Below are 25,476 nucleotides of genomic sequence, written 5' to 3' on the forward strand. Positions count from 1 at the left end.
CTCTCTAATCATCAAACGGATTATAATTACTCCCGTTTGCGATATTATTTGAACTTATCATATTCAAAGATTTTTTCGGTATCGGCACGGCAAAACTTAAAGCTAAGCCGTCTCCGTAATCAGGACTTCTTCCCAAACGTTTTTTTATTTCGTTTTTAGATTCCATAATAATCTTTTCAGTCTGCTTTTGATAACCGTACCGCATAGCTCTTAAGTCTGCGCTTAATTTTTCATTATTAGTTAAAATTCCATGATTTTTAATCCACTCTCTTAGCTTCCACCAATACTCAGCGCGTTTGTTGTGGAATGTCGAATCTGCAGGCTTCTCTGCCGGATTAATTTCAAAATGCTCAACGCCCAACCTTGTCAAATTATCACAAACGCTTGCGCCTACTCCGGTAACTTCAATAATTATTCCGTCCGCTTCCCATTCATCGTTTTCAGTCTTTACGATATTAGCCAACGCCGTACCATCTAAACCTTTGAATGCCTTTTGAAACATCCATATGCCCTGTCTTTTTGTCAAAGTGCTTTCATCGTCTCCAAACCTTGCAACATCTAAACTTATAATTTTGGATGAACCGGCAAGCATTTCATTTGTATATTCTCTACCTTGAGCAGTTAAAATCTCAGTTCTTGTTAAAAGTGAAAGTACTCCTTCCGCATCCATTGGTTCTCCCTCGTAGATGTGTGGATAAGCTTCAGGCTGTGTTTTTTCAATTCTTTTTCTATCGGCTTCCATGGTTTCATTCCAAAAATAATTATCATTCCAATTAACTTTCGACACATACACATCTTCCGCCGGGCTAACACAAAACATATCCCATACTGCATCATGGTCGGTAATTCTATTTAGTGAAAACCAAATTTCAGAGTCGCGCTTTCTTACAGTCGGAATTAAAACGTTCAAGCTGTCCAACGTAGCCGTCTGCGCTTCGTCAAACCACACAATATCAACGCCTTCAAGCCCTTTCATTTTCTGCGCAGATTTCTTTTTTTCGTCTGAACGCATACCCATAAACAATATTTCACTTCCGTTAATACCGATAATCTTTTTTGAATATATCCTAAAGTTAGACGATAGCCCGCTGTCTTTGATAACCTGCTCTATAACCTCTTTCAGCGATTCTTCAATTGAAGACATTACCTCTCTTAAAATCACAACTCTTATTTTCTTTTTATAACATCTTACAAGGAGCGCCCTTGCCATATTATGCGTCTTGGCACCACCGCGGCCGCCCCAAAAAACAAAAATGCGGTAGGAAGTTTGTTTCAATAAAATTAAAAATTTATCAACAATATTAATTAACGCTTCCGACATTCCTTAAACCTTGCCCTCTTTTTGCCGTTTTTCAGCTTCTTTTAATGCATCGTCGGCATCTTCTTTGCTATTAACAACTTGTATCTTTAATTTAGCGACAAAATTGTCTTTAGGCTTGTCATCTTCGGCCGCCGTCCAAAGCTTATAATATCGTCCTATAAGCTCAGCGCAGCGTATCCTGTCAGCCGCTTTGGTATTGTGGTCTGTCATAATATCCGTCAACGTTTTGACCACATCCAGCGCAGATGCAACAACGCCGCGTATTACTTCTGCATGTAATTGTCGCATCCTTGCCCTAACATTGCGTTTTTTATCCAATCTACAAGATTTTTCCCATACTGATTTATCGCTGATTGAAGATGTATCGTAAGCAGCTCTATAAGAATCACTTTTATTTTTACCCATAACACGATTTTGGCAGTAAAGTTCTTCTTTTTCGGTAAGTTTTTGCGGAAGTTCATCCCAAAATGATTGAGGATATTCAAGTTGGACATAAGGCGGACACAGGCATTTATTCGGTTTTAATGTGTTTAAATTTGCCACAATGCCCCCCTTTCGCTGTAAATTTATCCTTCTTACACTATTAAGCATGGGAGAATCTGGTTTTTTGTCGTTTTTACGTATGAAATCGGGATGAAATCGGGACGAAAGGCGGGATGAAACGAAAAAGCAGCGAAAAAGAGATACGGCACTCCCTAAAATCAAGCGTTTGGCAAACTGTGTTAGTACTTTGCATATTTTATACTTTTTTTCAATTCGCTTATTATTTCCTTTTTATTAACAAAACTAACAAAATATTATGACCTATTAAAAAAGTACTTATAAATAAAGGTAATTTTGATTATAAAAAGTGTTAGAGCTTTGTTAAGGATGAGTGTTAAAAATGTGTTAGTTGCGGAAATGAAGGTTAAAAACCGCCCGTTCCCGCTCCCGTTTGTTATTAAAATCGGAAAAATACGTTGTTGCTAACACGGCAGATAACACGCTTTAAAAACGCATCTATGCCCCGTAAAACCGCATTACAGCGCAGATTCCCAACTTTTATTTTATTTTTCCGATTTAAATATAAAGGGGAGAGGGATAAAGGAGCAATAAACAGAATAGAATTTTTATAGAATTTTTATAGAATTTTTTTATTTTTCGTAGAAAAAGTCAACTTGTGAAATATTTGTGAAATTTAAAAATAGGCATTGATATTGCACTGCAAATGTATTATAATATTACTACAAAGGAACAAAGTTTTTTTGAAAATTGAAGTAAGCGGAGCATACAGGCAGTGAGGGAGGAGGATAAAAATAAGCCTTAAACTGCAAAAGGTAGTATTGACTTTTTACGCCGTCAAACGAAAGAAGCAAAAGTGTAAAAACAAATGAAAAAAAAAGGAGAAAAAAATGAAAATTCAAGAGATTAAGGAAGTTTCAAAAGATTATGAATACGGCTTTGCGGACGGCATTATTGTGTCCGCCGAGCATGCAGTTGAATTGCTGCAGGCTCATAGTAATATTAAGTATGTAGCGTTTAGCAATGATGAACGCTGCGAAAATTACGAAAGTTTATCAGAAGCGGCCGATGACGGAATAGAACTAGACAGAAGTGAAAAATACTACTTATAAAAAAGGGTCGCCGTCAATTGGTGCTATTTGCCGAAGCAATGAAGCACTCTAAAAGGCGGCGACATAAGTATATTAATACTTTTCAGTTAATTTGTCAAATAAATAAGGGGGCTAATATGAGCAAATCAAAAACAATGCAGGTTAGGGTTACTGAAAAAGAATTTGAAATAATTGTGCGCGAATCAAAAAAAATGAAGCTTGATACTGTGTCTGCCTTTGTCCGTTACAAGCTTGGTTTATCGATCATTATTCCGGCAAAACTTAAGTAAGATACACCTATATATAATAGTGTATATTTCACTTCAGCAATGCTCGTTGCGAAAAATACGAAAGTTTATCACAAGCTTTTGATGACGGTGTAGAGTTGGACAAATGAGAAGATTTAGACGTTTTCCGGGTACTTTGAATATGGGAGCGGGGTTCCGTCAGGAGTTTTTAGCTTTTGAATGATCTTTCTGATCTTATGTTCGGTTAAGCTTGTTTCTTTCGCTATGCGCCGGCGACCCCAGTTGAAAGTTCTGATACAAAAAAATACAACCATTTCTTCTCGGAATACAGTTTCTCCTGAAGACCGCGCTTTTTTCTCAAAACATTTATACTGCCGGGCATAAAAACCGGATTTAAATATCCTTTGCAGATCTTTGTCTTTAATATATGACATATCTCATCCTACCTTTAATAAGATTTAAACCTTCAGTCGCGCGGCTAGCCTGGCGGCTTACATTTTTTTACGACATCTGAGAATGATTTTAAATTTTCTAGTTTGCAGGCAAGATCGACCTTTTCAAGATTCAGTTTAACAATATGCTTTTCCCGGGCTGACTCGCTTTTAAACTTCGAAGAAGCTTCCGCGGCCTTAATTTTATCATGTATAATTTTCATCTGCGCTTCAATTTTCTTGGCCTCTTCAGCAAAATCTAAAGAAACATCCTGCAGATACTTTTCAATGATCATTTGCTCTATACTTTTATTGTCTTGTTTAGTAGCTGTCTCATCACCGCTCATGAATGCCCGGAATTTTTCCAAATCAAACTTTACCCTGGACAACCCCAAAGCCGTATTTGTGCGCGGTTCAATTTTTTCAGCGATACCATTTGATATAAAAAATTCCAAATCATTCAAAATAAATTTTCTCAATCTGGAATTTTCGTCTTTTTTGCCGCAGACATGCTTTATAATCTGACGCACACCCTTTGTCTCACTTATTTGGTCATCGGCATTGCCCACTACAAAATCGTATATTTTCATCATGTTATCGCTTATATAATTAGGCGTCCTTTGGTTCAAAACTTTTATATCTATAAACTTAACATGTGGATCTGGGCAATAGTTTATCGCGTTTATCCATGCTTGCTTTATCTTTTCAGGAGTAGGTACATTTCCGGTTTTGATATCGATTTCCTCTTCTTTAATAGGAATAATGCTTATACGGCGGTTTAGAAGCCTCTGATTGCTTGCTCCGAGAATGGAGAGATTTGTTTTGATAGTGTACATATCCTGAAACATCTGCCTGAAACTCATTTTGCTTCTGTCAATCAGTGTATTGAACTTTGAAGTATTGAAATCGTTTCCGTAACCAAAAAAATTAGCGTCTTCAATTATGGCCACGTTAATTTCTTTGATCACCAACGGCGAAAATTGGCTGGAAATATCGTCAGTTGAAATATAATCTCGGCTTACGCCCAACTCTTCGCAAGCCGCGGCAAACGCATGCAGAATTTCGCTCTTGCCGGTCCCGCCGATCGCGGAATAGAAAAACAGTGCGCTCGAATCGATTTTAAGCTTTCTATCCGCGCTTAACCCGTGCCGGAGCCATTGCAACCAAGACGTAAGTTTAATAACGCTATCTTCATAAGTTTGCTCTTCGGCATGGTATAAAATCGTTTTAACAGCTTTTACATACTTTATTACGTTTTGTGTAGTATTAAAATTATATTCTTTGAATTTAGCTTGAATAAGCTTGTCGTTCTCTTCTTTCAGATCTTCCTTCGCGCGGTCGTATGCCTCGCAATAAAGCGTGTACGCTTCTTTTGTATAAAACGCCCGCAGCTTTTTACTCTCACAACTCCCGAAATTTTTTATAAAATCCTCATTCTGTATAAGCGCCTCGACATAATCATACCGGCGCTGACACATTTCAATGCCGTTGTCGGCCTGCCAGCGCGCAAATATGCCGGGGTACAATTTTTCCCATGTAATAGTATTAATATTTTTTAATTGTTCGGAAGTTAACATTGCTATATCCTGAATTTTGGAGTAACCAGCTCGCCGTTATACTCTTCGACAATATACGACATAACTTTTTTATAAAAACAAAACTCAAATTTTCCGGTTAAAATCGTATCTGCAACAATTCCGTAAGTTTCGCGGCCGATCGGCGCCAGATAACTCACATTTCTATATTTAAGCTGTCTCTTACGGTCAATAAAGCAGTAAAAGTATTCAAATTTTTTCTTTTTTATAAGAAAAATGCCGTGCTCATTAAACCAGACAACTTTATATTTTCCATCTTCATCAGCAAATGAAAATCTGTCCCCAACATTTAGACTGCAAACAATTTTATTTCTTTTTTTCATAATATTTCTTCCTGTGCTGCAAATATTTTTGTCTTTTAAATTCTCGCCAGACAACATCACTGTTTACTATAAACCTAGTTGATATTTTTTTTATGTATTCATTTTGGATAATTTCATTTGGGGACTTCATTACGAAGCTAAAATATTCTGCAATCAATTTAGCCTTTTTCTCCGGGGATAAATTAACTGATTCTTCATCAATACTTTCTATTATCCAGTTTATTGAACTTTTAGACTCGGCAAGCAAAGTGCTAAAAGCTTCTTTTCCGTAAGAACATAAAAACTCATCAGCATCAACACCGGCAGGCAAAGCCGGCACATTACTTTCAATAGCTTCTTCAGCTAAAATTTCTAAAGCCCGTCTTGTAGCTTTCCTGCCGGCATCATCTGCATCATAAAGCAACTTAACGCTGTCAGCATGCCTTGCTATCAACTTTGCCTGTTCATTGGTTAAAGATGTCCCAAGTGAAGCCACAGCCCCTACAACGCCGCATTGCTGCGGTATAACAACGTCCATGTAACCTTCGAGCAATATTGCCTTTCTTTCTTTTCTAAGCTCAGGAAGCGTCTGAAACAGCCCGTAAAGATGATAAGATTTTGAATACACTGCTGTTTCCGGAGTGTTCAGATACTTAGGTTTCCGCTCATCCGTAAGGACCCGACCGCCAAACGCTATAACCTGTCCTCTTACATCAAATATAGGGAACACAATGCGTTCTGACATATACTCAAACAAACTTCCGCCAGTTGCCGGCGCTATCAAGCCGGCTTTTATTAAATCTTCAGCGCTAAAGCCTTGTTTCGCAGCAACGCTTAAAAGGGATCCTTTTGGCGCGTACCCCAAAAAGAACTTTTCTATACTCAAATCATTAACTCCGCGCTTAGAAAGGTACTGCCGCGCATGCGCCGCGTCAGGATTGCACAATAGATTCTTATGATAAAATGCCGCGGCTCTTTCTAGCAAGCTGTATATCTTTTGTTTTTCAGACGGTTTTATGGCATTGTGGTTATCTTTCTGAATTTCAATATTTGCATTCCGGGCAAGCTTTTTTACCGCTTCAATCCAAGATATATTTTCAGACAACATTACGAACTTAAAAACATCTCCGGAAACATGGCAACTGAAGCAACTAAATATCTCTTTTTCTGGACTCACAACAAAAGAAGGCGTCTTATCATTATGAAACGGGCAGCACGCCTTCCAGTTCCGACCAGCTCTCTTCAAATCCGGAACATATCCGCTCACAACGGAAACTATATCGTTTGAAATTTTAATACGTTCAATCACGTCTGACGGTATTGTCATCAAGTATCCCTTTTTTTAATAAATATTTAAGGTTTAAAAAATACCAAACCATCGCCAAGAAACACCTATTCGCGGCACCCTGTATCAATACCTACGTTTTTCATTCCTTTATATGCAGGTGCTTGTACAGTTTTTTCCAAAGCATCCGTTCTGTGTTGCCCCATTTTCTTATCGAAGCATTTTTTATTTGTGCACTTTCCTTACCGTTGTCAAACAGTAACTGCTGATTGTCTGTGTTGTACTGGCACTTGTTGCAGGGCTGCAGCCCTACGTATTCTTTAGCTTATTTTTTCGGATAACTCTTTAACAGACACGCCGTCATCTATTATTTCTTCCAACATATCAACACAATCTTCCTTGTTTAACCTTGAGCTGTAGCCGTCAACGTCAAATGTTTTATTGTTAATGATTATTTTAATATTTTGTATCATCGACTGTTTGTTTTTTCACCGCACAAACTTTAGTACAATTCCCGCAATCAGCATACTCCGCGTCGCACTCCTTGTAATTTCGCTCCGCCAACTTACGCCGCACCTCGCATTGTGGCGTATTCGGACTAGCCAAACACATATTACAATCGTACGGACATTGCATGATAGGTTACTCCTAAAACTGATTTTTCATTTAAATGCTCGCCATCTTTTTTATAAACTCCATAGCGCCTTCGTATTGCATCTTAAACTCCAAATTACGAACATCACTGTGCATTTCATCAACGGCAGCTTCAAAGGCGTTTATATCCCCAAAGAAGCAGCCGCAGCGTACCCATATTTCTTTTTTATCGTCTATAAAAAAATATGTTGTGTCATTACGAGACCCTATCCCTCCTACCGTGTATAGCTTACAGTTTTTTATTCTTTCCGCCTCAAACGTACACCCCAAGCCAAACGTGCACACATCGCCAAACGTGCACACATCAACAAACGTGCACCTCCAGCCAAACGAGCACCCCCTGCCAAACGAGCACCCATCGTCAAACGAACACCTTTCAAATTTATCGATTAAGCTATAATCGCCCGTCGGGCATTGTCTAATGCCGTTCTCATTTATAATTAAAGCGTCGAATTCTTCAAATGTATATTTATGTAATTCCATTTTCTATTCCTTTACTTTCCGCAAGCTTCTTAATAAATTCTATTGCTCCTGCGTACTGGATTTTATATTCCAAATTACGAACATCACTGTACATTTCATCAACGGCAGCTTCAAAGGCGTTTATATCCCCAAAGAAGCAGCCACAGCGTACCCATATTTCTTTTTTATCGTCTATAAAAAAATATGTTGTGTCATTACGAGACCCTATCTCTCCTACCGTGTATAGCTTACAGTTTTTTATTCTTCCCGCTTCAAACGAACACCCCTTGCCAAACGAACACCCCCCGTCAAACGTACACCACTCGCCAAACGTGCACCTTTCAACAAACGAACACTCCCAGCCAAACGTGCACCCATCGATAAACGAGCACCCCTCGCCAAACGAACACCACTCGTTAAACAAGCACCTTTTACCAAACAAGCACCTTTCACCAAACAAGCACCTTTCACCAAACGAACACCCCCAGCCAAACGTGCACCTTTCAAATTTATCGATTAAGCTATAATCGCCTGTCGGGCATTGTCTAATGCCGTTTTCATTTATAAGCAATGCGTCAAATTCTTCAAATGTATATTTATGTAATTCCATTTTTTCTTCCTTTACTTTATTTCTTCTTTTTCTTAAAGGATCCGTTAAACCTGCCGCCAGGTCCTCTTTTATATCGCGCTTTATCGTACGGTGTCGGAGTATCATCAATAACATGTCCGGCGGAATGAAAATTAATATCTTTTGCCGGCTCATCATGTATCACAAGTGAATTATTCGACATCAACCCGTCCATTAAAAAAAGATAAGCGATATTATCGGTTATCTTTTCTTCAAGCATGCTCTTCTTAACAGGAATGCCGTCATTGATGTCATCGATTATGTCGTTTATGCTTACAACGTGTTTAATCCACATTCCGCGTAAAGCTGCTACAGGTTGTCCGCCAAGAAGTCCAGCAGCTCTGTAAAAATTATGCATACGGTTTTGGCGCTTAGCGTACTCTTTTGCCTTAGCAAATAACATCTTTTTTACTTTTTCGATTCTTTCATCTACAATTTTTAAAAACTCTGCAGAAGTCATCTTATTTCTCCTTTTATTTTCCGGGAGCGTTGCGGATTGACGCACCACAAACAAGCGTCTTAAACTATTATCATTTGTACAGCCGCTACCCAAAAGAATGTGAATTTCAGAAGCCGTAATTTTTCCAAGCCTTACCTTTTCCCATGTCTCACTGCGCTGTTCGCACATATGTATCCGCAACATATGCCCCTCCTTTACCTCACCACTCGATTACTGTTGCCGTAAACCGCTCTGTAACTCGTACCAGCCTCTATCTCTTTATCCACAAGCAGTGCATCACACTTCTTCTCAATTCTTACGATTATCACTATGTTTACTACCATCAATACCACCGCCAACATGTATATCACAAACCTATATATACCTTTCATTTCTTCCTCCCCCTTATTTATTATTTGCATATTGTTTTTCGCAAATTTCCCGCAATGAAACATTTTTATTCTTCTTTAATTTAACTGTTTTACTATCATTATAACTTTCTCCATTCCGACCACTGAAGCATTCTTCATTACAGTGCTCGTTTTCTAATGTGCACCCAGAAATCATTGCATAACAACAATTTGGTTCGCTTGTCCGTCCTTTCATTGCACCTCTCCCTTATTTTTTTTATTTAAAATAAATCGCAAAACAGTAACCATGCCGCATACTTGACGCTTCAGCCTTCTCGATAAATTTTTGCATACACAATGAAGCGGCAAGCATAAGACATACTATCGTGGCCATGGCGGCAATCCGCTCCGAATATACTGTCATCTCATTTTTCATAATCCCTTCCTTTTGGTATTCCAGTCTTTTACTTCATCATAAATAAACCAAAAGCGCCGTCCTATGCGTCTATATGGAATAGGTTCATTTGTATACTTTCTCATGCAACGCATCTGTACCCACTTTTTGCATACGCCAAGTTTCGCGGCAATCTCTTCAATTGTGAGCATTTCATTATCAAATATGTCTTTTGGTTTAACCATCATTTGCTCCGTCTTTGCATTTTTTGTATAATAATCTCCAAATAGAAAAAGCCGTCAAACACTTTTATTCAATCCCTGCCAGGATATGCTTTATTATGCTCAACGGCTGTTTTTCTATTTCAAAGCCACAAAGTGTGCATGAAGGGTACCACCCTCCAAACTTTGCAGCAAAATTTTTTTGACAATGATTTTGCAGACGGTTTTTTTTATTTTGCACTTTTTTGCTCCCAGATTTTGCGATATGGATATGATACAGATTTCCGTATCAGCTGTCAAGTCTTTTTTGTACAAGGGGGATTAGTATATGGTTAAGTCCGACGATATTGTGAAAAGAATTTTGCAAGCAATAGAAGAGTCCGGTTACTCTCAAAGAGAGTTCGCGCGGAAATCTGGGATTGCTGAAAACTTAATAAGCGATTGGAGAAGAGGTGCAGGAAAACCTTCTATGGCATCTATTAGAAAGGTTGCAGATGGAAGTAAAAAAAATTTAAATTGGTTTTTTGACAACAGTATCAAGGACGTGGCAATAAATACCGGCAGTAATTCAGCAACAGGAAGAAACGCAAGCGTGGGTACAAATAATAGTGAAGAAAGTAAATTTTTAAAAAAAGAAAACAGCTTATTGAGGCGCGAGAATAAATTTTTAAGAGAGCAATTGGAAGCATATAAAGAAGCAGATAAAAAAAGAAAAGCATATATTCTTGCCGAAAAATAAAAAAGAGGTGTCATTATGAAAAGATTTTTTTATGCGATTGCCTTACTTGTTATATGCGCTACAATATCATTTGCAAAAATCAACGAAGTAGAAATAAACTTAAAAGGCGGAATACAGCCTTATACTAATATGTATTACGAAACGACTTTTAATTCGGCATATTTTTCAGGTGGAAAACATGAAGAGGATGATGATGAGAATACGAGCAACGGTTTCTCTTTATCGGCAGAAGGTTTTATATTTTTTGGAGAGCATTTCGGTTTAGGCATCGGCGGAAATTATTTTACGGAGAGAGAGATGTTGGATAGCTCGTCAAAATTTTCTTTTTCAAGCCTTTATGCAGCTTTAAAATACAAATATTCATTAAACAAATTAATTTCCGCTTTTAATAAAAATTATGTCTACGATAAAACAAATCAAAAATACTTCTACGGAGTTTTTCATTTAGGACAAGCTCTTATCGATCATGACTTCAAACTAAACGATATACCTTTACGCACAACAAACGGCCTCTATTGTGCAATAGGAACAGGCTTACAGGGCAAATTCTGGCTTATTGAACTATTATACTCCCAACATCAAGCTAAAATAGACGGCATAGGTTATATTAACAATTATCCATATTACTATGCTATCTCAGGAGAGCAAAAACAAATATTTAGAACAATAACACTCAATATCGGTTTCCGCTTCAATCTGTATCGTCGTGCAGATGAGGCACTCCCTAAAGATTAGAAATATCGAGGTTCTATGCCATTAATAAATTGTCCAGATTGTAGTAAAGAAATCCAGATTCAGCAAAAACTTGCTTAAATTGCGGTTGTGCTTTACAGAGTAAAAAGCGCAAAGAATACATAAGAAAAAGGCTGAGTCAATCAAACAAACAAGCAAACCATTTATACCACCTGTCATTATTGTGATTAGCGTACTTCTTTTTTGCATAACAATAGGCTTAATAGCCTATTATTCAGGATTCAGTGATTGGAGCTGGCGCCGAGGAAATATGTGGTCACCAAATCAAGAAAACTCTCATAACTAAAGGTGTCTTATGTCCTCAAAATTAGAAAAACAAGGCAATAAATGGACGTTTCGTTATTATGAAAACGGTAAGCAAAAAAGAAAAACCGTAGAGGCTTTCTCACATCAACAAGCGAAAGATTTACAGTTAGAGTTTCTACATAAAAACACTACCGGCGCAAAGAAACTCTTCAATATTACATTGCAGGCCTACTTAAAAGAATATCTAAATTACTCCGAAACAAACAAACGTCCTAATTCATACCGTAAGGATAAATATACAATTGACAACATTTTAAATCTCACAAAAATAAATCTTTTAAAAGACATCACACCTAAGCATATTGAAGAATACAAAACACACAGGTCAAAAAAAATTAAACCTATTTCGGTAAACAGGGAATTACAGAGTGTGAAGGCTATATTTAATAAAGCAGTAGAATGGAAGTATTTACAGGAAAGTCCGACAAAAAGTGTAAAATATATCAAGCAGCCTATACGTCCGCCAAGATTTTTAAATGAAGAGGAAGTTAAGAATCTTTTAAAAACTGCAACTGGTTTCTATAAAGATATGATTATTATAGCATTGTACACCGGGTTCAGAATTAGTGAAGTATATTATTTGCAGTGGCAAGATGTCGACTTTGATAAAAACCTTATATCCGTTAATCCCAAACATGATTTTACGCCAAAAGACTACGAATTCCGCTCGATACCCATAAACGCCAACCTTAAAGGCTATCTCTTGAAAATCAAGCCGGCAAGCGCCAAAAACAACGATTATATAATGCCTTCTCGAAAACCTATCAATACAATATTTACCGCTATACCAAAAATATTTAAGAAAGCCGGCATTAAGAATGCCAGCTTTCACACACTGCGGCATACTTTCGCCAGCCATCTAGTAATAAATGGAATAAGCCTTTATACTGTCAGCCAGCTCTTAGGACACAGCAAAATAGAAACAACCATGATATACGCCCACCTTTCAAAAGACCACTTAAAAAACAGCGTAGACAGCCTTAATTTCAGTTTAAAAATCTAGTCTTATTTTAGTCTTGCGATGTTCTTTTTACTTACTTTTTAATACTCTTTATTTCTTTTTAATACTCATGTTATCGACTATAAATGAAAAATGACTGATAAATATAGAAATTTATCAGTCATATATAATGGTCGGGGAGACAGGACTTGAACCTGCAGTCTCCTGCTCCCAAAGCAGGCGCGATAGCCAATTACGCTACTCCCCGTTGTACAATCAATTTTTTTCCGACAATTTCTTTATTATTTCTTTAGCTTTTTGCAAAGCACGCGACCTATGACTTATGGAATTTTTAACTTTTTCATCCAGTTGTGCAAAAGTTTTATTTTGCTCAGGAAGAAAAAAAATCGGATCGTAGCCGAAACCTTTTTCTCCCGCCGAATTTTCCGATATTATACCAAATATCTCACCTTCTGCAAAAGCTGTTTCTCCCTCAGGGTTTGAAATCGCGATAACACATCTGAAGTGTGCACCTCTTTTATCTGCCGGCACGCCTTTTAAAGCGGATAAAAGTTTTTTATTGTTATCTTCATAAGTACAACTTTCTCCTGCATAACGGGCGGAAAAAACACCAGGTTCTCCATTTAAATACTCAACTTCCAAGCCTGTATCATCCGCTATCACCCATTTCTTAAAAAAAGCAGCAGCTTCTTTTGCTTTTTTTACGGCATTTTCTTCCAAAGTCTTACCGTCTTCAACAGTTCTGGGATAATTCGGAAAATCCATTATAGCAACAACTTTAATGTTTAAATCGCTCAAAATATCTTTTATTTCCGCTACTTTATGCATGTTTCTCGTAGCAATAATTATTTCATCTATCATTTCATTTCTCCCAGCAATTTTTTTTGCGCAGCAGTTATACGTTTAATGCCTTTATGCGCCATATCGAGAAGTTCGTCCATTACTTTTCTTGAGAACGGCTTGCCTTCCGCCGTCCCCTGAATTTCAATAAATTTACCTCCTGAGGTCATAACTACGTTCATGTCCAAATCGGCATTATTATCTTCTTTTGCCGATAAATCCAACACTTTTTTCCCGACGTCATAAATGCCCACACTTACAGCGCCGACAAAATCCCTGACGGGAATATCTTTTAAAAGTTTTTTCTTTTTTAAATTTTTCAGAGCCAGAACCAAAGCTATAAAACCGCCGTTAATTGAAGCGGTTCTTGTTCCTCCATCAGCTCTTATCACATCGCAATCTATCGTAATTGTTCTTTTACCAAGTTTAGACAAATCTATCGAAGCCCTTAATGCCCTGCCGACCAAACGCGAAATTTCCTGCGCTCTTCCTCCTTCTGACAGTCTTTTCCTTGAGGATCTCTGATTGCATGATCTCGGAAGCATGGCGTATTCGGCAGTTACCCATCCATAAGTTTTGCCTTTTTGTTCGATAAAAAGAGGTACCTTCTCTTCTACAGTCGCAACGCATAAAACTTTTGTTTCGCCCATAGAAAACATGCACGAACCTTCGGCATGCTTTAGGTAGTTTTTAATTATTTTGATTTTTCTCATAATGTTTACCTTTTTTCCGCAGTATCTTATTACCGCAGTTTCATATTATTTTAAAAATTTTTTGTAACTGCAATTTCAAACTTATCTGTCCTCAAAAACCTCCACTTCCACCTCTTCTGTCAAAAATTTCGGCGCATTCATATTTTTGTCTAAAGTATTATAGGACTCTATATCCGTCATTTTTAAATCATATCCGAAATAAACGATGTAACCCTCATTCAAAACCACAAGGCTTTATTCATAAGCCGTTTATATTTTTCAGGCTTTTGTGATTAATTCAAAAATTTCAGGCTTTCATTGATTTTTTTTATCTTGAGATTTGCTTCATTGAGACGCGCCTTGATTTTTTCTATTTCGGTTTCTGGAGCTCTTTTTATAAAATCATCGCTTTTAAGTTTTTCAGAAGTTCTCTTAACTTCAAATTCGGCAAGAGAAATCTCTTTTGCAAGTCTTGCTTTTTCTTTATCGATATCAATAAGTCCTTCTAATGGAAAAAAGATTTCAAAACCGCCCGAAACTGTTAAAGCAGAATTTTTAGGCCTTTGAAGCTCTCTGCCAAATTTAATTTCTTTAATTTTTGCAAGCTGCTTTATGTAACTTTCATTGTCTTTAACGATTTTTTCTTTACCGCTGTCAAGTATATTGAAAAAAGCTTCTATCCGTATGGCGGGAGATATGTTCATTTCGCTTCTGAGAGTTCTTATTTTGATAATTATGTCTTGAAGAATTTTCATCTTATCTATTGAAGAAGTATCTGCCTGTTTGAATTCCGACAGATGGCTGTCTGCGATTATATTTTTATTTTCGTCATCTTTATGCAGTATCTGCCATATTTCTTCAGCTATAAACGGCATAATAGGTGATAGGAGCTGTAAAGTCAATTTTAATATATATATCAGCAGCGATAAAACTCGGCTTTTTATTTCGACATCTTCGGACATAATACGTATTTTTGAAAGTTCTATATACCAATCGCAATATTTTGTCCAAAAGAAATCATAGAGTTCTCTTGCCGCAGAATCTATATCGTATTTTTCATAAGATTCGGTTACTTTTTTAGCCGTTGCGGAAAACTCGGCAATAATCCACTCATCCGCAAGTTCAACCGGCTTAATTTCCACATCAATTCTGACATTTCCTTCAAGATTCATAATTATAAACCTTGAAGCGTTCCATATTTTATTTGCAAAATTTCTTGCCGCCAAAAAGGATTCATCCGAAATTTGCATATCTCGTCCGGGAGCAGCGGCTTGAGCAAGAGCAAATCTTAATGCGTCAGTACCGTACTTTTCCATAACTCCTAATGGATCGACCACATTGCCAAGTGATTTAGACATCTTTTTACCATGTCTGTCCCTCACAATGCCATGTATGAACACATGATTGTATGGAATATTTTTCATAAACTCCAAGCCGAACTGAACCATTCTAGCTACCCACAAATAAAGAATTTCATGCCCTGTAACCAAAACAGAAGTAGGATAAAAATATTTCAAATCTTCATTATTTTCGGCTTCGCCCCAGTTAAACACGCTGAAAGGCCACAACGCAGAGGAAAACCACGTGTCTAAAACGTCTTCATCCTGCACGAATTTGTTTCCCTTGCAATGCGGACATTTTTTGGGAACGTCAAACGACGCCGTAGGTTTGCAGCCGGTTTTATTTCCATTTTCATCTATACAATAATAAACGGGAATTCTATGTCCCCACCAAATCTGGCGACTTATACACCAGTCTCTTAAATTTTCAAGCCATAAAACATAAGGTTTCTTCCATGAAGCGGGATAAAATGAAGTTCTTGCATCATTTGCGGCGTCAACCGCCTTTTTTGACATTTCTCTCACAGTTAAAAACCATTGTTCCGACATCAAAGGTTCTATGGTCGTGGAACATCTGTAACATCTGCCTACCGAATGCGAATAATCTTCAATTTTGACAAGAAAACCTTGAGCATTCAAATCTTCGACAACGATTTTTCTTGCTTCACTAATGCTCATGCCAAGATATTTTTTCGGGACATTTATCATCTTGCCGCTGGTATCGATTATTTCTATTACTTCGAGTCCGTTTCTTTTGGAAATTTCATTGTCCGTCGCATCGTGAGCAGGAGTAACTTTCACCGCACCCGTGCCGAAAGACTTATCGACTATATAATCTGAAACAATTTTTATTTCCCTATTTACGATAGGAAGAACTATAGTCTTACCGACAAAATTCGTATATCTGTCATCGTCGGGATTTACCGCTACGGCAGTATCGCCAAGCATTGTTTCTGGCCGAGTTGTTGCGACTATGACAAATCCGTCGGAATCTTTTAAAGGATATTTTATATGCCATAAATTGCTTTTTTCATTTTCATACTCGACTTCTATGTCCGATAAAGCCGTACCGCATCTCGAGCACCAGTTTACAAGTCTTTTGCCTCTGTAAATAAAACCTCTGTTAAATAATTCTATAAACGCTTTTTTTACGGCATTTGAACGACTTTCGTCCATTGTAAACGATGTTCTGTCCCAATCAAGACCACAGCCCAGCTTTTTTAGCTGTTCAAGAATTATATCTCCGGTTTCATTTCTCCACTGCCACATAGTTTCCAAAAACTTTTTACGGCCTAAATCATATTTTGTTTTTCCCTCTTTTTTAAGCAGTTTTTCAACTACATTTTGAGTGGCTATTCCGCCGTGATCAGTGCCAGGAACCCAAAGAGCATTATATCCTTGAAGTCTTTTGAATCTTATAATTATATCCTGTAAAGTATTATTTAAGGCATGTCCCATATGAAGAGAACCTGTTACGTTTGGTGGCGGTATTACTATGGTAAACGGTTTTTTATTTTTGTCAGGTTTTGCAGAAAACGTTTTATTTTCTATCCAGTATTTACACCACTTTTGTTCAATGTCTTTAGAATTGTAAACTTTTTCCATTTCAATGCACCTTTGATCAATATATAATTTGAGAAATTATATCAAAATTTAAAGTATTTTAAAATTAAAAAATTAGACGACATATTTGAGTGCTAATATAACAGTAGAATTGACATCCTATGGTGTAAAATAATTTAAACATTTTCTTGCTCTGAATCCAATCCTCTTTTGGTACTCTATATTATCCAACTGGGAAAAAATGACGGATAAGTACATTAGGATTTTCTATACTTCCTTTTTTCCAAGAGTGATACGGCTGACAAAAATAAGACTTTCTTCCAACTGTTCAGTTTATCTCAATATGTCCCGTGTTTTCGCTTGTGTTATCATAAGTTATTGACTTTACTCTTCTTTCCTGTCAAACAAAGCATTGATTGGCTGCCAACTTGTTTTATTTTTGACTTTGCATATTCTTGTTATCTCATTTTTCTCTATGCGCCGATTTCTCCTATTTTTCCGCAACAACCACATCTTATCCACAAATAGAAAAAACCAAAAAAGACGACATTACTCATCTTTTTTCCTTTTTAAAGACTTAACGGCGGCGGCAAGCAATAGGTTTTATTTGAGGGTTGCTTTCTCAAACAACAACAGTCATTACATTAGCATGTTGAACTTGCTTTGTGTTACGAATAATTGTTTTGTGTGAAATTATTATGTAGAATATAAAACCTATGAACATAAAGAAAAATTATTCTGAACATTTTAAGCAGGAAGTTTTAGAAGAAATAGCAAAAATGTTTTACAATGGAATTCTCAAAAAAGAAGCTAATCGAATACCTTTTAATATAATTCCAAAAGGACAAGAAGCAGAATTTAGATGCTGTGAATATAAAGAACGGGCGATTTTAAAACTCAGGGTGCTAGCCGCTTTCGGATATTCTGTTAACGAAATAGACGAGTCAATTTCCTTAAACGACTATGCCTATCATGATAATCCTGACTTTGACCACAGCAGTGATAAGTTGCTTACCATTTTGCGTTCAGCCTGCAAACACTGTGTTAAAAGCAGATATATGGTTTCTGAAATTTGTCAAGGCTGTTTATCACGTGCATGCGTGCGAAGCTGCCATTTTAATGCTATAGATGTTAAAAATCGCAAAGCCGCAATAGATAAGGATTTATGTAAAAACTGTGGCAGATGTAAAGAGACTTGTCCTTACGGAGCGATTTTTAGAATAACCGTTCCTTGTGAAGAATCCTGTCCCGTAGGTGCAATAAAAAAAGGTGATAAAGACGACGATAAGGATAGTGCCGTTATAGATCACAGTTTATGTATAAGCTGCGGGAAATGCATAAAGGCTTGCCCTTTCGGTGCAGTGATAGAAAGAACACAATTTTTAGATATTTTAAAATTGACAAATTCAAATGTTAATCTTGCAGCGTTGATTGCGCCTTCAATTGTCGGGCAATTCGGTGTTAACATTGGCAGATTAAAAAATGCTATAAAACAACTTGGCTTTAAAAATATTTACGAAGTTGCATCAGGTGCGGATATTACAGCAAAAATGGAATCCTGCGAATTTTTTGACAGAGTTTTAACAAAAGGCGAAGCGTTTATGACAACTTCATGCTGTCATTCTTATGTACGCCTTGTAGATAAACATATTACTGAACTCAAATCTTTTGTATCTAATACTAAAACGCCTCTGCATTATACGGCTGAACTTGCACATAAAGATAATCCGTATATAACTGTGGTTTTTATTTCTCCGTGTCTTTCTAAAAGAAAAGAAGCTCAAAAGAATGTACTGGTGGATTTTGTTTTAAGTTTCGAAGAACTTAAAGCAATGATTAATGCAAAAGGCATAAATCTTGTCTCTTGTAAAGAAGAAAAAACCTCAACTTTGACAACAAAAGAAGCGTTAAAATTCGGCATACGTGGAGGAGTTATTAACGCGATTAAACGATATTCTGGAAATAATGCCGATTTAATTAAAGGTGAAATGATTTCAGGATTAAATAAAAAAAACATATTGAAATTAAAATCTTACACAAAAGGCCATAATGTAGGTAATCTGATTGAAGTTATGTGCTGTGATGGAGGTTGTGTTGGAGGTTGTAATGTTTTGTGCGACGTCTATACCGCAACGAAACAGATTAATAAATACGCTGATGAAAATGGCAAATAATATTTATATAAAGTTTATAAATTAAAAGAGTTGTTTTTTGAGAGAAAATTAAGATACTTTTGTCTATCTTATAATAACTTTAAATTTTGTAAAAACACAGCGAATTTAAAAGTCAACGGACTTAATCCGTACAACGCGATACTAAAATAAGGCTTTACAAATTAAACAAAGATACTAGTCAGCTTCGCTTTTGGAAAAAGACTATCTTTTAGACGTTCAGTTTGTCAAAAACATTCTGTTCAAAGATATTTATTCATTTTTAGCTTTAAAAAAACTTTGTTACAAAATCCTGCCTTTTAACGTATCCTTTGATTTGGAAATAACATGTCAAGCAAAATGGGTCGAAATCAAGCTGCTAAAGCAACAGTAGAATTAAAAACCTACAGGGTGTTTAAACCCAAGACTTTTCTCGTTCTAATATTTTTTGAGTATTAATTTTCAAATTTTTAATCGACAACATAAATTGAAAAAATTACGGAAGAATTGTATAATCAAATAATGAAAAAAGTAATCTTTTTAATTCCACTGTTTTTAATTATTACATGCGCGCTGCGGAAAAACGAACCACAGAAAGAAATACAATCAGTCCAAACTTTGCAAACAATATCCAAGGAGACAAAAAGAATGAATGCAGTTATTGAAACTTCACAGGGAACGATTACGATTGAACTCTTTCCCGACAGCGCACCTGATACCGTAGAAAATTTTATCGGCCTTGCCGAAGGAATGAAAGAGTTTACAGATCTAAAGACCGGAAAAAAGACAAAAAAGAAATTTTACGACGGATTGATTTTCCACAGGGTAATACCACAGTTTATGATTCAGGGGGGGTGTCCATTAGGCACAGGTAGCGGAGGTCCTGGATATAAATTTAAAGATGAAATAGAACCAAGCTTGAAATTTGACAAGCCTGGCAGATTGGCTATGGCAAACTCAGGACCTGACACAAATGGTTCGCAGTTTTTTATAACCGAAACTTCCACACCGTGGCTAAACGGAAACCATACCATATTCGGTCAGGTTATTTCAGGTTTGGACATAGTAAAAAAGATAGCAAGAATCGAAGCCGATTTTTCTGATAAGCCTATAGATCCCGTAGTTATAAAAACTATAACTATTGAAAGATAACAGGAGGCATTATGAAGCAAGTCGTTTTTATAACTGCTCCAGAAATTTTTAGAGATGAAGAGTATGCCATTCCGAAAAAAGTTCTTGAAGATGCCAAAGTAAAAGTTGTTACTGCAAGTACAAAAAAAGGCGAAATTATCGGAAAGCTTGGAATGAAAGCCATAAGCGATATTACTATAAACGAAATAAATCCCGAAAATTTTGACGCTATCATTTATGTCGGAGGGGCAGGGGCAAACATTTTCTTCAAAAATGTGACGGCTTTAAAATTGGCAAGAGATTTCTTCAATTCGGGAAAACCTACAACAGCAATATGCATAGCGCCCACCATTCTTGCCAATGCGGGAATTTTAAAAGGTAAAACCGCAACAGTTTTTGCCGACGGACGAGAAGATTTGGAAAAAGGCGGAGCAAATTATACAGGAAAACCTCTTGAAATTGACAAAAACATAATAACAGCAGATGGAATCGAAGCCGCTGAAATATTTGCAAAAGCCATACTCAACGCTTTACAAAAAAGCTGAGTGTCAGAAACTTGGAAGCAAACAATGGCACAACGGCAAGCTTGCCGGCCAAAGAAATTTAACTAACGATAAAGCCGAAGAATAGACACAGCAGTGACCACACACAGAGTTGACAAACAATTTTTACGGAGCTTGCAATCGGGACATTTTATGGTTATGTAAAATAGATACTTCCAAAAATATATTTATCTTCACATCAATATTTGATATATTTTTCCAATGAATAAACTCAAACTTTTTGAATTATTTTATAACTATGCCGTTTCTAATATCATCACTGATTTCACACGCAAACAATGCGAACAATTTGAAATCTATTATGAAGAATTAATCGAATGGAATAAAATGTTTAACTTGATTTCATTTAAAAGCGAAAACGATTTAATTTACAGACATTTTTGCGATTCGCTTTACGGTGCAAAAGCCATAAAGGAGGAAGTTTCTTCAACAAACAAATTGGAAGTTGCCGATCTAGGCACGGGTTCAGGTCTGCCAGGCATACCTGTAAAAATTGCCATTCCAGAAATTAAACTTACTTTAATAGAGTCCATAACAAAAAAATGCAAATTTCTTGAAAATGTAAACAAAAAATTAGGATTTAGCATTGAAATTCTTAATGAAAGGGCTGAAGAAGTAGGTCAAAATGCAGATCACCGGCAAAAATACGATATTGTTTTATCGCGTGCAGTAAGTAAATTTTCTCCTAATCTCGAAATTTCAATACCTTTACTGAAGATAGGCGGATATTTTATAGTCTATAAAACAAAGAATTCAGCACAAAGCAAGGAAGAAGGGATACCTTCAATCGAAAACGCATTACGGCATCTCGGAGCCAAACTTGAACACGTAATGCCGTATAATCTACCGGAACAAAATTTGGATTATTGCATTTTAATATTTAAAAAATATAAAGATACACCTATGCAGTTTCCGAGAAAGCCCGGAATTCCAGAAAAAAAACCTTTGTAAAAATTTTCAAGCTGAATATATCGAAGCACAAAAGCCGCCTGAATTATAAAACCTAGCGACTTTTAAAAAAATATATTAAATTAATCTAGATATTCACGTAGTGTTTTGCTTCTGGTTGGGTGCCTCAGTTTTCTTATGGCTTTGGATTCAATTTGTCTTACTCTTTCTCTTGTTACACCAAATTTCTTACCAACCTCTTCCAACGTGCTCGGATACCCAACGCCTATGCCATATCTTAAACTTATAATTTCCGCTTCTCTAGGGGTTAAAGAATTAAGCACTTTTTGAAGTTCAAGCTGCAATCTGTATTGCTGGGTTTTTGCAACTGGGCTTGGGCTATGCTGATCTTCTATAAAATCCTCAAGCCGCGAATCCTCTTCCTCCCCGACGGGGGTGGCCAGAGAAACCGGCTCCTGCATCATTTTTAATATCCTTCTTATTCTATCGGTAGAAAGTCTCAAAGCTTTTGAATATTCTTCAATCGTTGGTTCTCTGCCTATATCCTGCTGATATTTCTTTTTCACCTTTGTGAGTTTTGAAATCAATTCTTTCATATGTACAGGAATTCTTATCGTCCTTGCCTGATCTGCAATCGCACGATTAATGGACTGTCTTATCCACCATGTTGCGTAAGTTGAAAATTTAAAACCCCGTTTCCATTCAAATTTTTCTACAGCCTTTGAAAGTCCTAAATTTCCTTCTTGAATCAAATCCGAAAGTTCCAAATTACTTATACCCACATGCTTTTTTGCTATGGAAACGACAAGTCTGAAATTTGCTTCTATAAGTTTCATCTTATCTCTGTGTATAATTTCTTCCAAATCTCTTATTTTTTTGTCGGTATCAATCATGGCTTCGGGAGAAATCACAAAACCATCTTTGAGATTTGCCTGTTTGGCTAAAGAAGCCTGTATGTTTTCCAAAGCCTCTTCAACCGGCGAAATGGGAGAACCCGTTTGTTTTTTAAATTCCGCGGCATTTATTTTTCCGGCTTTATATTGTTTAAACAAATTCTGCACTTTAGCCGGAGAATTTTTATACTTCCTTTCAAATCTTCTCAGTTCATCTTTAATTTCATTAAGTTTCTGCGCCGTAGTTTTAATTTTGTTGATAAGCCTTTTGATTTTATCCTGATTGAGATTAAGCCCAATAATAAGACTTATTATTTCTGTATGCAGCTGTTTGATTTTTGCTTCTATTTTCTCTTTCTCTTTTTGCGGCAGAGATTTCAGTTTAAATTTTGTCTCATAAGATTGAATGTTTTTTTCAATCTTATTAATATTTTGCACGGCTTTCTTTATTTTTACGCCCATTCCCCTGAGCTGTGCCTGCGATTTTCTTCCTCTCGGCATCAGTTCTTTCGGCGTCATTTCTTGCTGGCTTATCAAAGTTTCCCAGTTGCGTATTTCTTTTATAATAAGAGGTGACTCGAGAACTATAAATTTAAGCTTTTTCTCATTTTCCCTTATGTTTTTGGCAAGCTCGACTTCGACAGCTCTTTCCAAAAGAGGGACTTTTGCCATTTCACTCAAATACATTCTCACGGGATTTATGTCTTCATCTTCATTTGCGGCCTTTACCGTCTGTTCCACAGCTTCGCCTTGGTTTTTTTGGACTTTATCGGGTAAATATTCTTTATTGTCTATAACTTTAATACCCAAATCATCTAGAGTAACAAAAAAACTATCAATTTTTTCTGCAATCATAGATTTTTGCGGAATACTTTTGTTTATTTCTTCATAAGTAAGATATCCGTGTTCTTTACCAATGTCAATTAGCCCCTGAAATAAATCTTTCTTTGCCATTTTCATTTCCCCGACCCCTTTAAAATGATCGTTAATTCTTTATATTCTTTTATTACCTTATCATCAGTTTTAAGTTTTCCTTCGGTCATCAAAAGAATTTCTTTTTCAAGTTTGTGACGCCTTTTTTTAAGCTTACCGATATTTATATCTTTCAGAACTGTTCTGAAAGCTTCTTCGACGTCATTATATTCTATCGGCGACATAGTAAGTTCCGTGAACCATTCCGCATCGCTTTCCGACAACAAGTTTAAAATTTCGGTCTCGCTGCTTCCCGAAGCAATCATACCAAACACTCTAGCACATCTTGCATCAATAAAATCGTCTTGTGAAACATCTTCGACAAAATTTCTGTTCGTCAAAAGAATGTTAATAAGATTTTCTTCGAGTGATAGATCTATTTTTTTATTTTTGACAACGATGCTTGTAGCCGCGTCGTTTTCATGAGTATATTTTATAAGTTTCGCACGCTGCTTTTTTTTAAATTCACGCCAAACGGATTCCTCATTTACGCCTATTCTCTGCGAAAGAATTTTTACCCATTCTCTCTGCACTATTGAATTACCACTTTTTAAAACAAAATTCAAAAGAACCGAAACAGCTTTTGCTTTAGTTTCTGGAATATTTTTGTTTATTTCTAAAGAAACTCTGTCTATCATAAACTCTATTGCCGTCTTAGAACTTTTCTCGATAAGTTCTAGAAATTTATCTTTTCCATTCTCATTCAAATATTCGTCAGCGTCAATACCTTCAGGAAGAGAGGAAATCGAACACTGTATGCCTATGCCGTCGTTTTCGATTAAAATTTCCAATGCCCTTTGTGCCGCGTTTCTTCCTGCGTCATCGGCATCAAAAAGCAATGTGACACTGTCAGCGTATCTTGAAATGAGTTTTGCGTGACTTTGAGTAAAAGCCGTTCCTAAAGAAGCTACGGCTCCGGAAACTCCGAATTGATATGGAATAATCACGTCCATATAACCCTCAAGGACGATAATGTTTCTCTCTTTTCTCAGTTCAGGCAACGTTTGAAATAATCCGTAAAGATTTGAAGACTTCAAATAAACGGCCGTTTCCGGAGTATTCAAATATTTCGGCTGCTGTTCATCATTAAGGGTTCTTCCTCCGAAAGCAATGACTCTTCCCTGAATGTCAAAAATCGGAAAAACCACTCTTTCGGACATATACTCAAAAAAATTTCCCCTTTCCGTTTTTGTTATAATTCCAGCTTTTAAAAGAACTTCTGGCATATAGCCTTTTTTCGCAGCCTGCTCAATCAACTGTCCTTTAGGAGCATAACCTATCATAAATCTTTTAATGGTATCGGCATTGATTCCGCGTTTTTCAAGGTACTGCCTTGCTTTTGCCGCCTGCTGACTTTCCAAAAAGCATCTATGGTAAAATTTAGCTGAATTTTCAAGAATTTCAAATAACTTTGTTTTCTCGGACACTTTTACGATATCTGCCTGAGTTTCTTTTATCTCTATCCCTGCTTTTTTCGCAAGCTTTCTTACGGATTCAATCCACGATATATTATCCATAAGCATAACAAATTTAAAAATGTCTCCCGACACATTACATCCGAAACACCTGAAAATACCTTTTTCAGGGCTTACTACGAAAGAAGGAGTCTTTTCATTGTGAAAAGGGCAACAGGCTTTCCAGTTTTTTCCGGCTCTTTTCAAATCGGGCAAATATTCCCTTATAATAGAAATGATATCGCTGGAAAGCCTTATCCTTTCAATTATGTCATCAACTATTGCCAT

26 protein-coding genes, 1 tRNA gene and 2 pseudogenes are annotated in these 25,476 nt (G+C 36.6%); 9 read left to right on the forward strand and 20 right to left on the reverse strand.

Features of this window, described 5'->3' with window-relative positions:
• Positions 1–4: 4 nt before the first annotated feature.
• Both LBD46_08530 and LBD46_08535 read right to left on the reverse strand, forming a co-directional pair.
• On the reverse strand, positions 5–1,321 hold the full coding sequence (locus LBD46_08530; protein MDR2427205.1) for a phage terminase large subunit: 1,317 nt from the start codon (positions 1,319–1,321) through the stop codon (positions 5–7).
• A gap of 3 nt (positions 1,322–1,324) precedes the next feature.
• Positions 1,325–1,864, reverse strand: coding sequence for a hypothetical protein (locus LBD46_08535; GenBank protein MDR2427206.1), 540 nt, complete (start codon positions 1,862–1,864; stop codon positions 1,325–1,327).
• Between the two features lie 848 nt (positions 1,865–2,712).
• On the opposite strand from LBD46_08535, the gene LBD46_08540 reads away from it, so the two are divergent.
• The gene (locus LBD46_08540; GenBank protein ID MDR2427207.1) at positions 2,713–2,934 is read left to right on the forward strand and encodes a hypothetical protein; all 222 of its coding nucleotides are present in this window, start codon (positions 2,713–2,715) and stop codon (positions 2,932–2,934) included.
• Between the two features lie 116 nt (positions 2,935–3,050).
• Positions 3,051–3,203 (forward strand): hypothetical protein, encoded by a 153-nt coding sequence (locus LBD46_08545; GenBank protein ID MDR2427208.1) that lies wholly within the window; start codon positions 3,051–3,053, stop codon positions 3,201–3,203.
• A 436-nt stretch (positions 3,204–3,639) separates the two neighbouring features.
• Here the strand turns inward: LBD46_08545 and LBD46_08550 are convergent, their stop codons facing one another.
• The 10 genes from LBD46_08550 to LBD46_08595 form a co-directional block, all read right to left on the reverse strand.
• Positions 3,640–5,169, reverse strand: coding sequence for a hypothetical protein (locus tag LBD46_08550; protein ID MDR2427209.1), 1,530 nt, complete (start codon positions 5,167–5,169; stop codon positions 3,640–3,642).
• Positions 5,170–5,171: 2 nt separating this feature from the next.
• Positions 5,172–5,510, reverse strand: a complete 339-nt coding sequence (locus tag LBD46_08555) for a hypothetical protein (protein MDR2427210.1) — start codon at positions 5,508–5,510, stop codon at positions 5,172–5,174.
• Positions 5,494–6,816 carry a DNA primase gene (gene dnaG / locus LBD46_08560; protein MDR2427211.1) on the reverse strand — a complete coding sequence of 441 codons (1,323 nt, stop codon included), beginning with the start codon at positions 6,814–6,816 and terminating at the stop codon, positions 5,494–5,496. Before dnaG (LBD46_08560) ends, LBD46_08555 begins: the two co-directional genes overlap by 17 nt.
• Before the next feature lie 278 nt (positions 6,817–7,094).
• Complete coding sequence (locus tag LBD46_08565) at positions 7,095–7,247, reverse strand: hypothetical protein (protein MDR2427212.1); 153 nt, start codon at positions 7,245–7,247, stop codon at positions 7,095–7,097.
• A gap of 193 nt (positions 7,248–7,440) precedes the next feature.
• Positions 7,441–7,911 (reverse strand): hypothetical protein, encoded by a 471-nt coding sequence (locus LBD46_08570; GenBank protein ID MDR2427213.1) that lies wholly within the window; start codon positions 7,909–7,911, stop codon positions 7,441–7,443.
• Positions 7,898–8,500 (reverse strand): hypothetical protein, encoded by a 603-nt coding sequence (locus LBD46_08575; protein MDR2427214.1) that lies wholly within the window; start codon positions 8,498–8,500, stop codon positions 7,898–7,900. Before LBD46_08575 ends, LBD46_08570 begins: the two co-directional genes overlap by 14 nt.
• 16 nt (positions 8,501–8,516) lie before the next feature.
• Complete coding sequence (locus LBD46_08580; protein ID MDR2427215.1) at positions 8,517–9,161, reverse strand: hypothetical protein; 645 nt, start codon at positions 9,159–9,161, stop codon at positions 8,517–8,519.
• Positions 9,162–9,172: 11 nt separating this feature from the next.
• On the reverse strand, positions 9,173–9,412 hold the full coding sequence (locus LBD46_08585; protein ID MDR2427216.1) for a hypothetical protein: 240 nt from the start codon (positions 9,410–9,412) through the stop codon (positions 9,173–9,175).
• Between the two features lie 172 nt (positions 9,413–9,584).
• On the reverse strand, positions 9,585–9,743 hold the full coding sequence (locus LBD46_08590) for a hypothetical protein (GenBank protein MDR2427217.1): 159 nt from the start codon (positions 9,741–9,743) through the stop codon (positions 9,585–9,587).
• Positions 9,740–9,946 (reverse strand): helix-turn-helix domain-containing protein, encoded by a 207-nt coding sequence (locus tag LBD46_08595; protein MDR2427218.1) that lies wholly within the window; start codon positions 9,944–9,946, stop codon positions 9,740–9,742. Before LBD46_08595 ends, LBD46_08590 begins: the two co-directional genes overlap by 4 nt.
• A gap of 304 nt (positions 9,947–10,250) precedes the next feature.
• On the opposite strand from LBD46_08595, the gene LBD46_08600 reads away from it, so the two are divergent.
• From LBD46_08600 to LBD46_08610, 3 genes are all read left to right on the forward strand, one after another.
• Positions 10,251–10,661 carry a helix-turn-helix domain-containing protein gene (locus LBD46_08600; protein ID MDR2427219.1) on the forward strand — a complete coding sequence of 137 codons (411 nt, stop codon included), beginning with the start codon at positions 10,251–10,253 and terminating at the stop codon, positions 10,659–10,661.
• A 15-nt stretch (positions 10,662–10,676) separates the two neighbouring features.
• Positions 10,677–11,396, forward strand: coding sequence for a hypothetical protein (locus tag LBD46_08605; protein ID MDR2427220.1), 720 nt, complete (start codon positions 10,677–10,679; stop codon positions 11,394–11,396).
• 313 nt (positions 11,397–11,709) lie between these two features.
• Entirely contained in the window at positions 11,710–12,723 is a 1,014-nt protein-coding gene (locus LBD46_08610; protein MDR2427221.1) for a tyrosine-type recombinase/integrase, read from the forward strand.
• Between the two features lie 128 nt (positions 12,724–12,851).
• Here LBD46_08610 and LBD46_08615 read toward each other — a convergent pair.
• The 5 genes from LBD46_08615 to LBD46_08635 all read right to left on the reverse strand — a co-directional run bounded on the left by LBD46_08615 (position 12,852) and on the right by LBD46_08635 (position 17,158).
• Positions 12,852–12,928, reverse strand: a tRNA-Pro gene (locus LBD46_08615).
• A gap of 8 nt (positions 12,929–12,936) precedes the next feature.
• The gene (locus tag LBD46_08620) at positions 12,937–13,542 is read right to left on the reverse strand and encodes an XTP/dITP diphosphatase (protein ID MDR2427222.1); all 606 of its coding nucleotides are present in this window, start codon (positions 13,540–13,542) and stop codon (positions 12,937–12,939) included.
• A complete protein-coding gene (rph, locus tag LBD46_08625; protein ID MDR2427223.1) occupies positions 13,539–14,264 on the reverse strand; it encodes a ribonuclease PH in 726 nt (241 codons plus the stop codon). The genes LBD46_08620 and rph overlap by 4 nt, the downstream gene beginning before the upstream one ends.
• 51 nt (positions 14,265–14,315) lie before the next feature.
• The gene (locus LBD46_08630; protein MDR2427224.1) at positions 14,316–14,462 is read right to left on the reverse strand and encodes a hypothetical protein; all 147 of its coding nucleotides are present in this window, start codon (positions 14,460–14,462) and stop codon (positions 14,316–14,318) included.
• 44 nt (positions 14,463–14,506) lie between these two features.
• Positions 14,507–17,158 (reverse strand): valine--tRNA ligase, encoded by a 2,652-nt coding sequence (locus tag LBD46_08635; GenBank protein ID MDR2427225.1) that lies wholly within the window; start codon positions 17,156–17,158, stop codon positions 14,507–14,509.
• Between the two features lie 674 nt (positions 17,159–17,832).
• On the opposite strand from LBD46_08635, the gene LBD46_08640 reads away from it, so the two are divergent.
• The 4 genes from LBD46_08640 to rsmG all read left to right on the forward strand — a co-directional run bounded on the left by LBD46_08640 (position 17,833) and on the right by rsmG (position 21,911).
• Positions 17,833–19,290, forward strand: a complete 1,458-nt coding sequence (locus tag LBD46_08640; protein ID MDR2427226.1) for a monomeric [FeFe] hydrogenase — start codon at positions 17,833–17,835, stop codon at positions 19,288–19,290.
• A 624-nt stretch (positions 19,291–19,914) separates the two neighbouring features.
• On the forward strand, positions 19,915–20,418 hold the full coding sequence (locus LBD46_08645; protein MDR2427227.1) for a peptidylprolyl isomerase: 504 nt from the start codon (positions 19,915–19,917) through the stop codon (positions 20,416–20,418).
• A gap of 11 nt (positions 20,419–20,429) precedes the next feature.
• Entirely contained in the window at positions 20,430–20,942 is a 513-nt protein-coding gene (locus LBD46_08650) for a DJ-1/PfpI family protein (protein ID MDR2427228.1), read from the forward strand.
• A 219-nt stretch (positions 20,943–21,161) separates the two neighbouring features.
• Complete coding sequence (gene rsmG, locus LBD46_08655) at positions 21,162–21,911, forward strand: 16S rRNA (guanine(527)-N(7))-methyltransferase RsmG (GenBank protein ID MDR2427229.1); 750 nt, start codon at positions 21,162–21,164, stop codon at positions 21,909–21,911.
• 80 nt (positions 21,912–21,991) lie between these two features.
• On the opposite strand, the pseudogene LBD46_08660 reads toward rsmG, so the two are convergent.
• The 3 genes and pseudogenes from LBD46_08660 to dnaG (LBD46_08670) form a co-directional block, all read right to left on the reverse strand.
• Positions 21,992–22,708 (reverse strand): annotated as a pseudogene (locus tag LBD46_08660) (sigma-70 family RNA polymerase sigma factor).
• Between the two features lie 657 nt (positions 22,709–23,365).
• A pseudogene (locus LBD46_08665) lies at positions 23,366–23,716 on the reverse strand (hypothetical protein).
• A gap of 2 nt (positions 23,717–23,718) precedes the next feature.
• Positions 23,719–25,476, reverse strand: a complete 1,758-nt coding sequence (dnaG, locus tag LBD46_08670; GenBank protein MDR2427230.1) for a DNA primase — start codon at positions 25,474–25,476, stop codon at positions 23,719–23,721.

This window comes from Candidatus Endomicrobium procryptotermitis (genome assembly GCA_031279415.1).
Classification (GTDB): Bacteria; Elusimicrobiota; Endomicrobiia; order Endomicrobiales; family Endomicrobiaceae; genus Endomicrobium_B; species Endomicrobium_B procryptotermitis.

Excerpts from the sequence above, each read along its gene's own strand:
- LBD46_08530 (MDR2427205.1), bottom strand. The coding sequence starts at position 1,321 with ATGTCGGAAGCGTTAATTAATATTGTTGATAAATTTTTAATTTTATTG.
- LBD46_08540 (MDR2427207.1), top strand. The coding sequence starts at position 2,713 with ATGAAAATTCAAGAGATTAAGGAAGTTTCAAAAGATTATGAATACGGC.
- LBD46_08545 (MDR2427208.1), top strand. The coding sequence starts at position 3,051 with ATGAGCAAATCAAAAACAATGCAGGTTAGGGTTACTGAAAAAGAATTT.
- LBD46_08550 (MDR2427209.1), bottom strand. The coding sequence starts at position 5,169 with ATGTTAACTTCCGAACAATTAAAAAATATTAATACTATTACATGGGAA.
- LBD46_08555 (MDR2427210.1), bottom strand. The coding sequence starts at position 5,510 with ATGAAAAAAAGAAATAAAATTGTTTGCAGTCTAAATGTTGGGGACAGA.
- dnaG (MDR2427211.1), bottom strand. The coding sequence starts at position 6,816 with ATGACAATACCGTCAGACGTGATTGAACGTATTAAAATTTCAAACGAT.
- LBD46_08565 (MDR2427212.1), bottom strand. The coding sequence starts at position 7,247 with ATGATACAAAATATTAAAATAATCATTAACAATAAAACATTTGACGTT.
- LBD46_08570 (MDR2427213.1), bottom strand. The coding sequence starts at position 7,911 with ATGGAATTACATAAATATACATTTGAAGAATTCGACGCTTTAATTATA.
- LBD46_08575 (MDR2427214.1), bottom strand. The coding sequence starts at position 8,500 with ATGGAATTACATAAATATACATTTGAAGAATTTGACGCATTGCTTATA.
- LBD46_08580 (MDR2427215.1), bottom strand. The coding sequence starts at position 9,161 with ATGTTGCGGATACATATGTGCGAACAGCGCAGTGAGACATGGGAAAAG.
- LBD46_08585 (MDR2427216.1), bottom strand. The coding sequence starts at position 9,412 with ATGTTTCATTGCGGGAAATTTGCGAAAAACAATATGCAAATAATAAAT.
- LBD46_08590 (MDR2427217.1), bottom strand. The coding sequence starts at position 9,743 with ATGAAAAATGAGATGACAGTATATTCGGAGCGGATTGCCGCCATGGCC.
- LBD46_08595 (MDR2427218.1), bottom strand. The coding sequence starts at position 9,946 with ATGGTTAAACCAAAAGACATATTTGATAATGAAATGCTCACAATTGAA.
- LBD46_08600 (MDR2427219.1), top strand. The coding sequence starts at position 10,251 with ATGGTTAAGTCCGACGATATTGTGAAAAGAATTTTGCAAGCAATAGAA.
- LBD46_08605 (MDR2427220.1), top strand. The coding sequence starts at position 10,677 with ATGAAAAGATTTTTTTATGCGATTGCCTTACTTGTTATATGCGCTACA.
- LBD46_08610 (MDR2427221.1), top strand. The coding sequence starts at position 11,710 with ATGTCCTCAAAATTAGAAAAACAAGGCAATAAATGGACGTTTCGTTAT.
- LBD46_08620 (MDR2427222.1), bottom strand. The coding sequence starts at position 13,542 with ATGATAGATGAAATAATTATTGCTACGAGAAACATGCATAAAGTAGCG.
- LBD46_08635 (MDR2427225.1), bottom strand. The coding sequence starts at position 17,158 with ATGGAAAAAGTTTACAATTCTAAAGACATTGAACAAAAGTGGTGTAAA.
- LBD46_08640 (MDR2427226.1), top strand. The coding sequence starts at position 17,833 with ATGAACATAAAGAAAAATTATTCTGAACATTTTAAGCAGGAAGTTTTA.
- LBD46_08645 (MDR2427227.1), top strand. The coding sequence starts at position 19,915 with ATGAATGCAGTTATTGAAACTTCACAGGGAACGATTACGATTGAACTC.
- LBD46_08650 (MDR2427228.1), top strand. The coding sequence starts at position 20,430 with ATGAAGCAAGTCGTTTTTATAACTGCTCCAGAAATTTTTAGAGATGAA.
- rsmG (MDR2427229.1), top strand. The coding sequence starts at position 21,162 with ATGAATAAACTCAAACTTTTTGAATTATTTTATAACTATGCCGTTTCT.
- dnaG (MDR2427230.1), bottom strand. The coding sequence starts at position 25,476 with ATGGCAATAGTTGATGACATAATTGAAAGGATAAGGCTTTCCAGCGAT.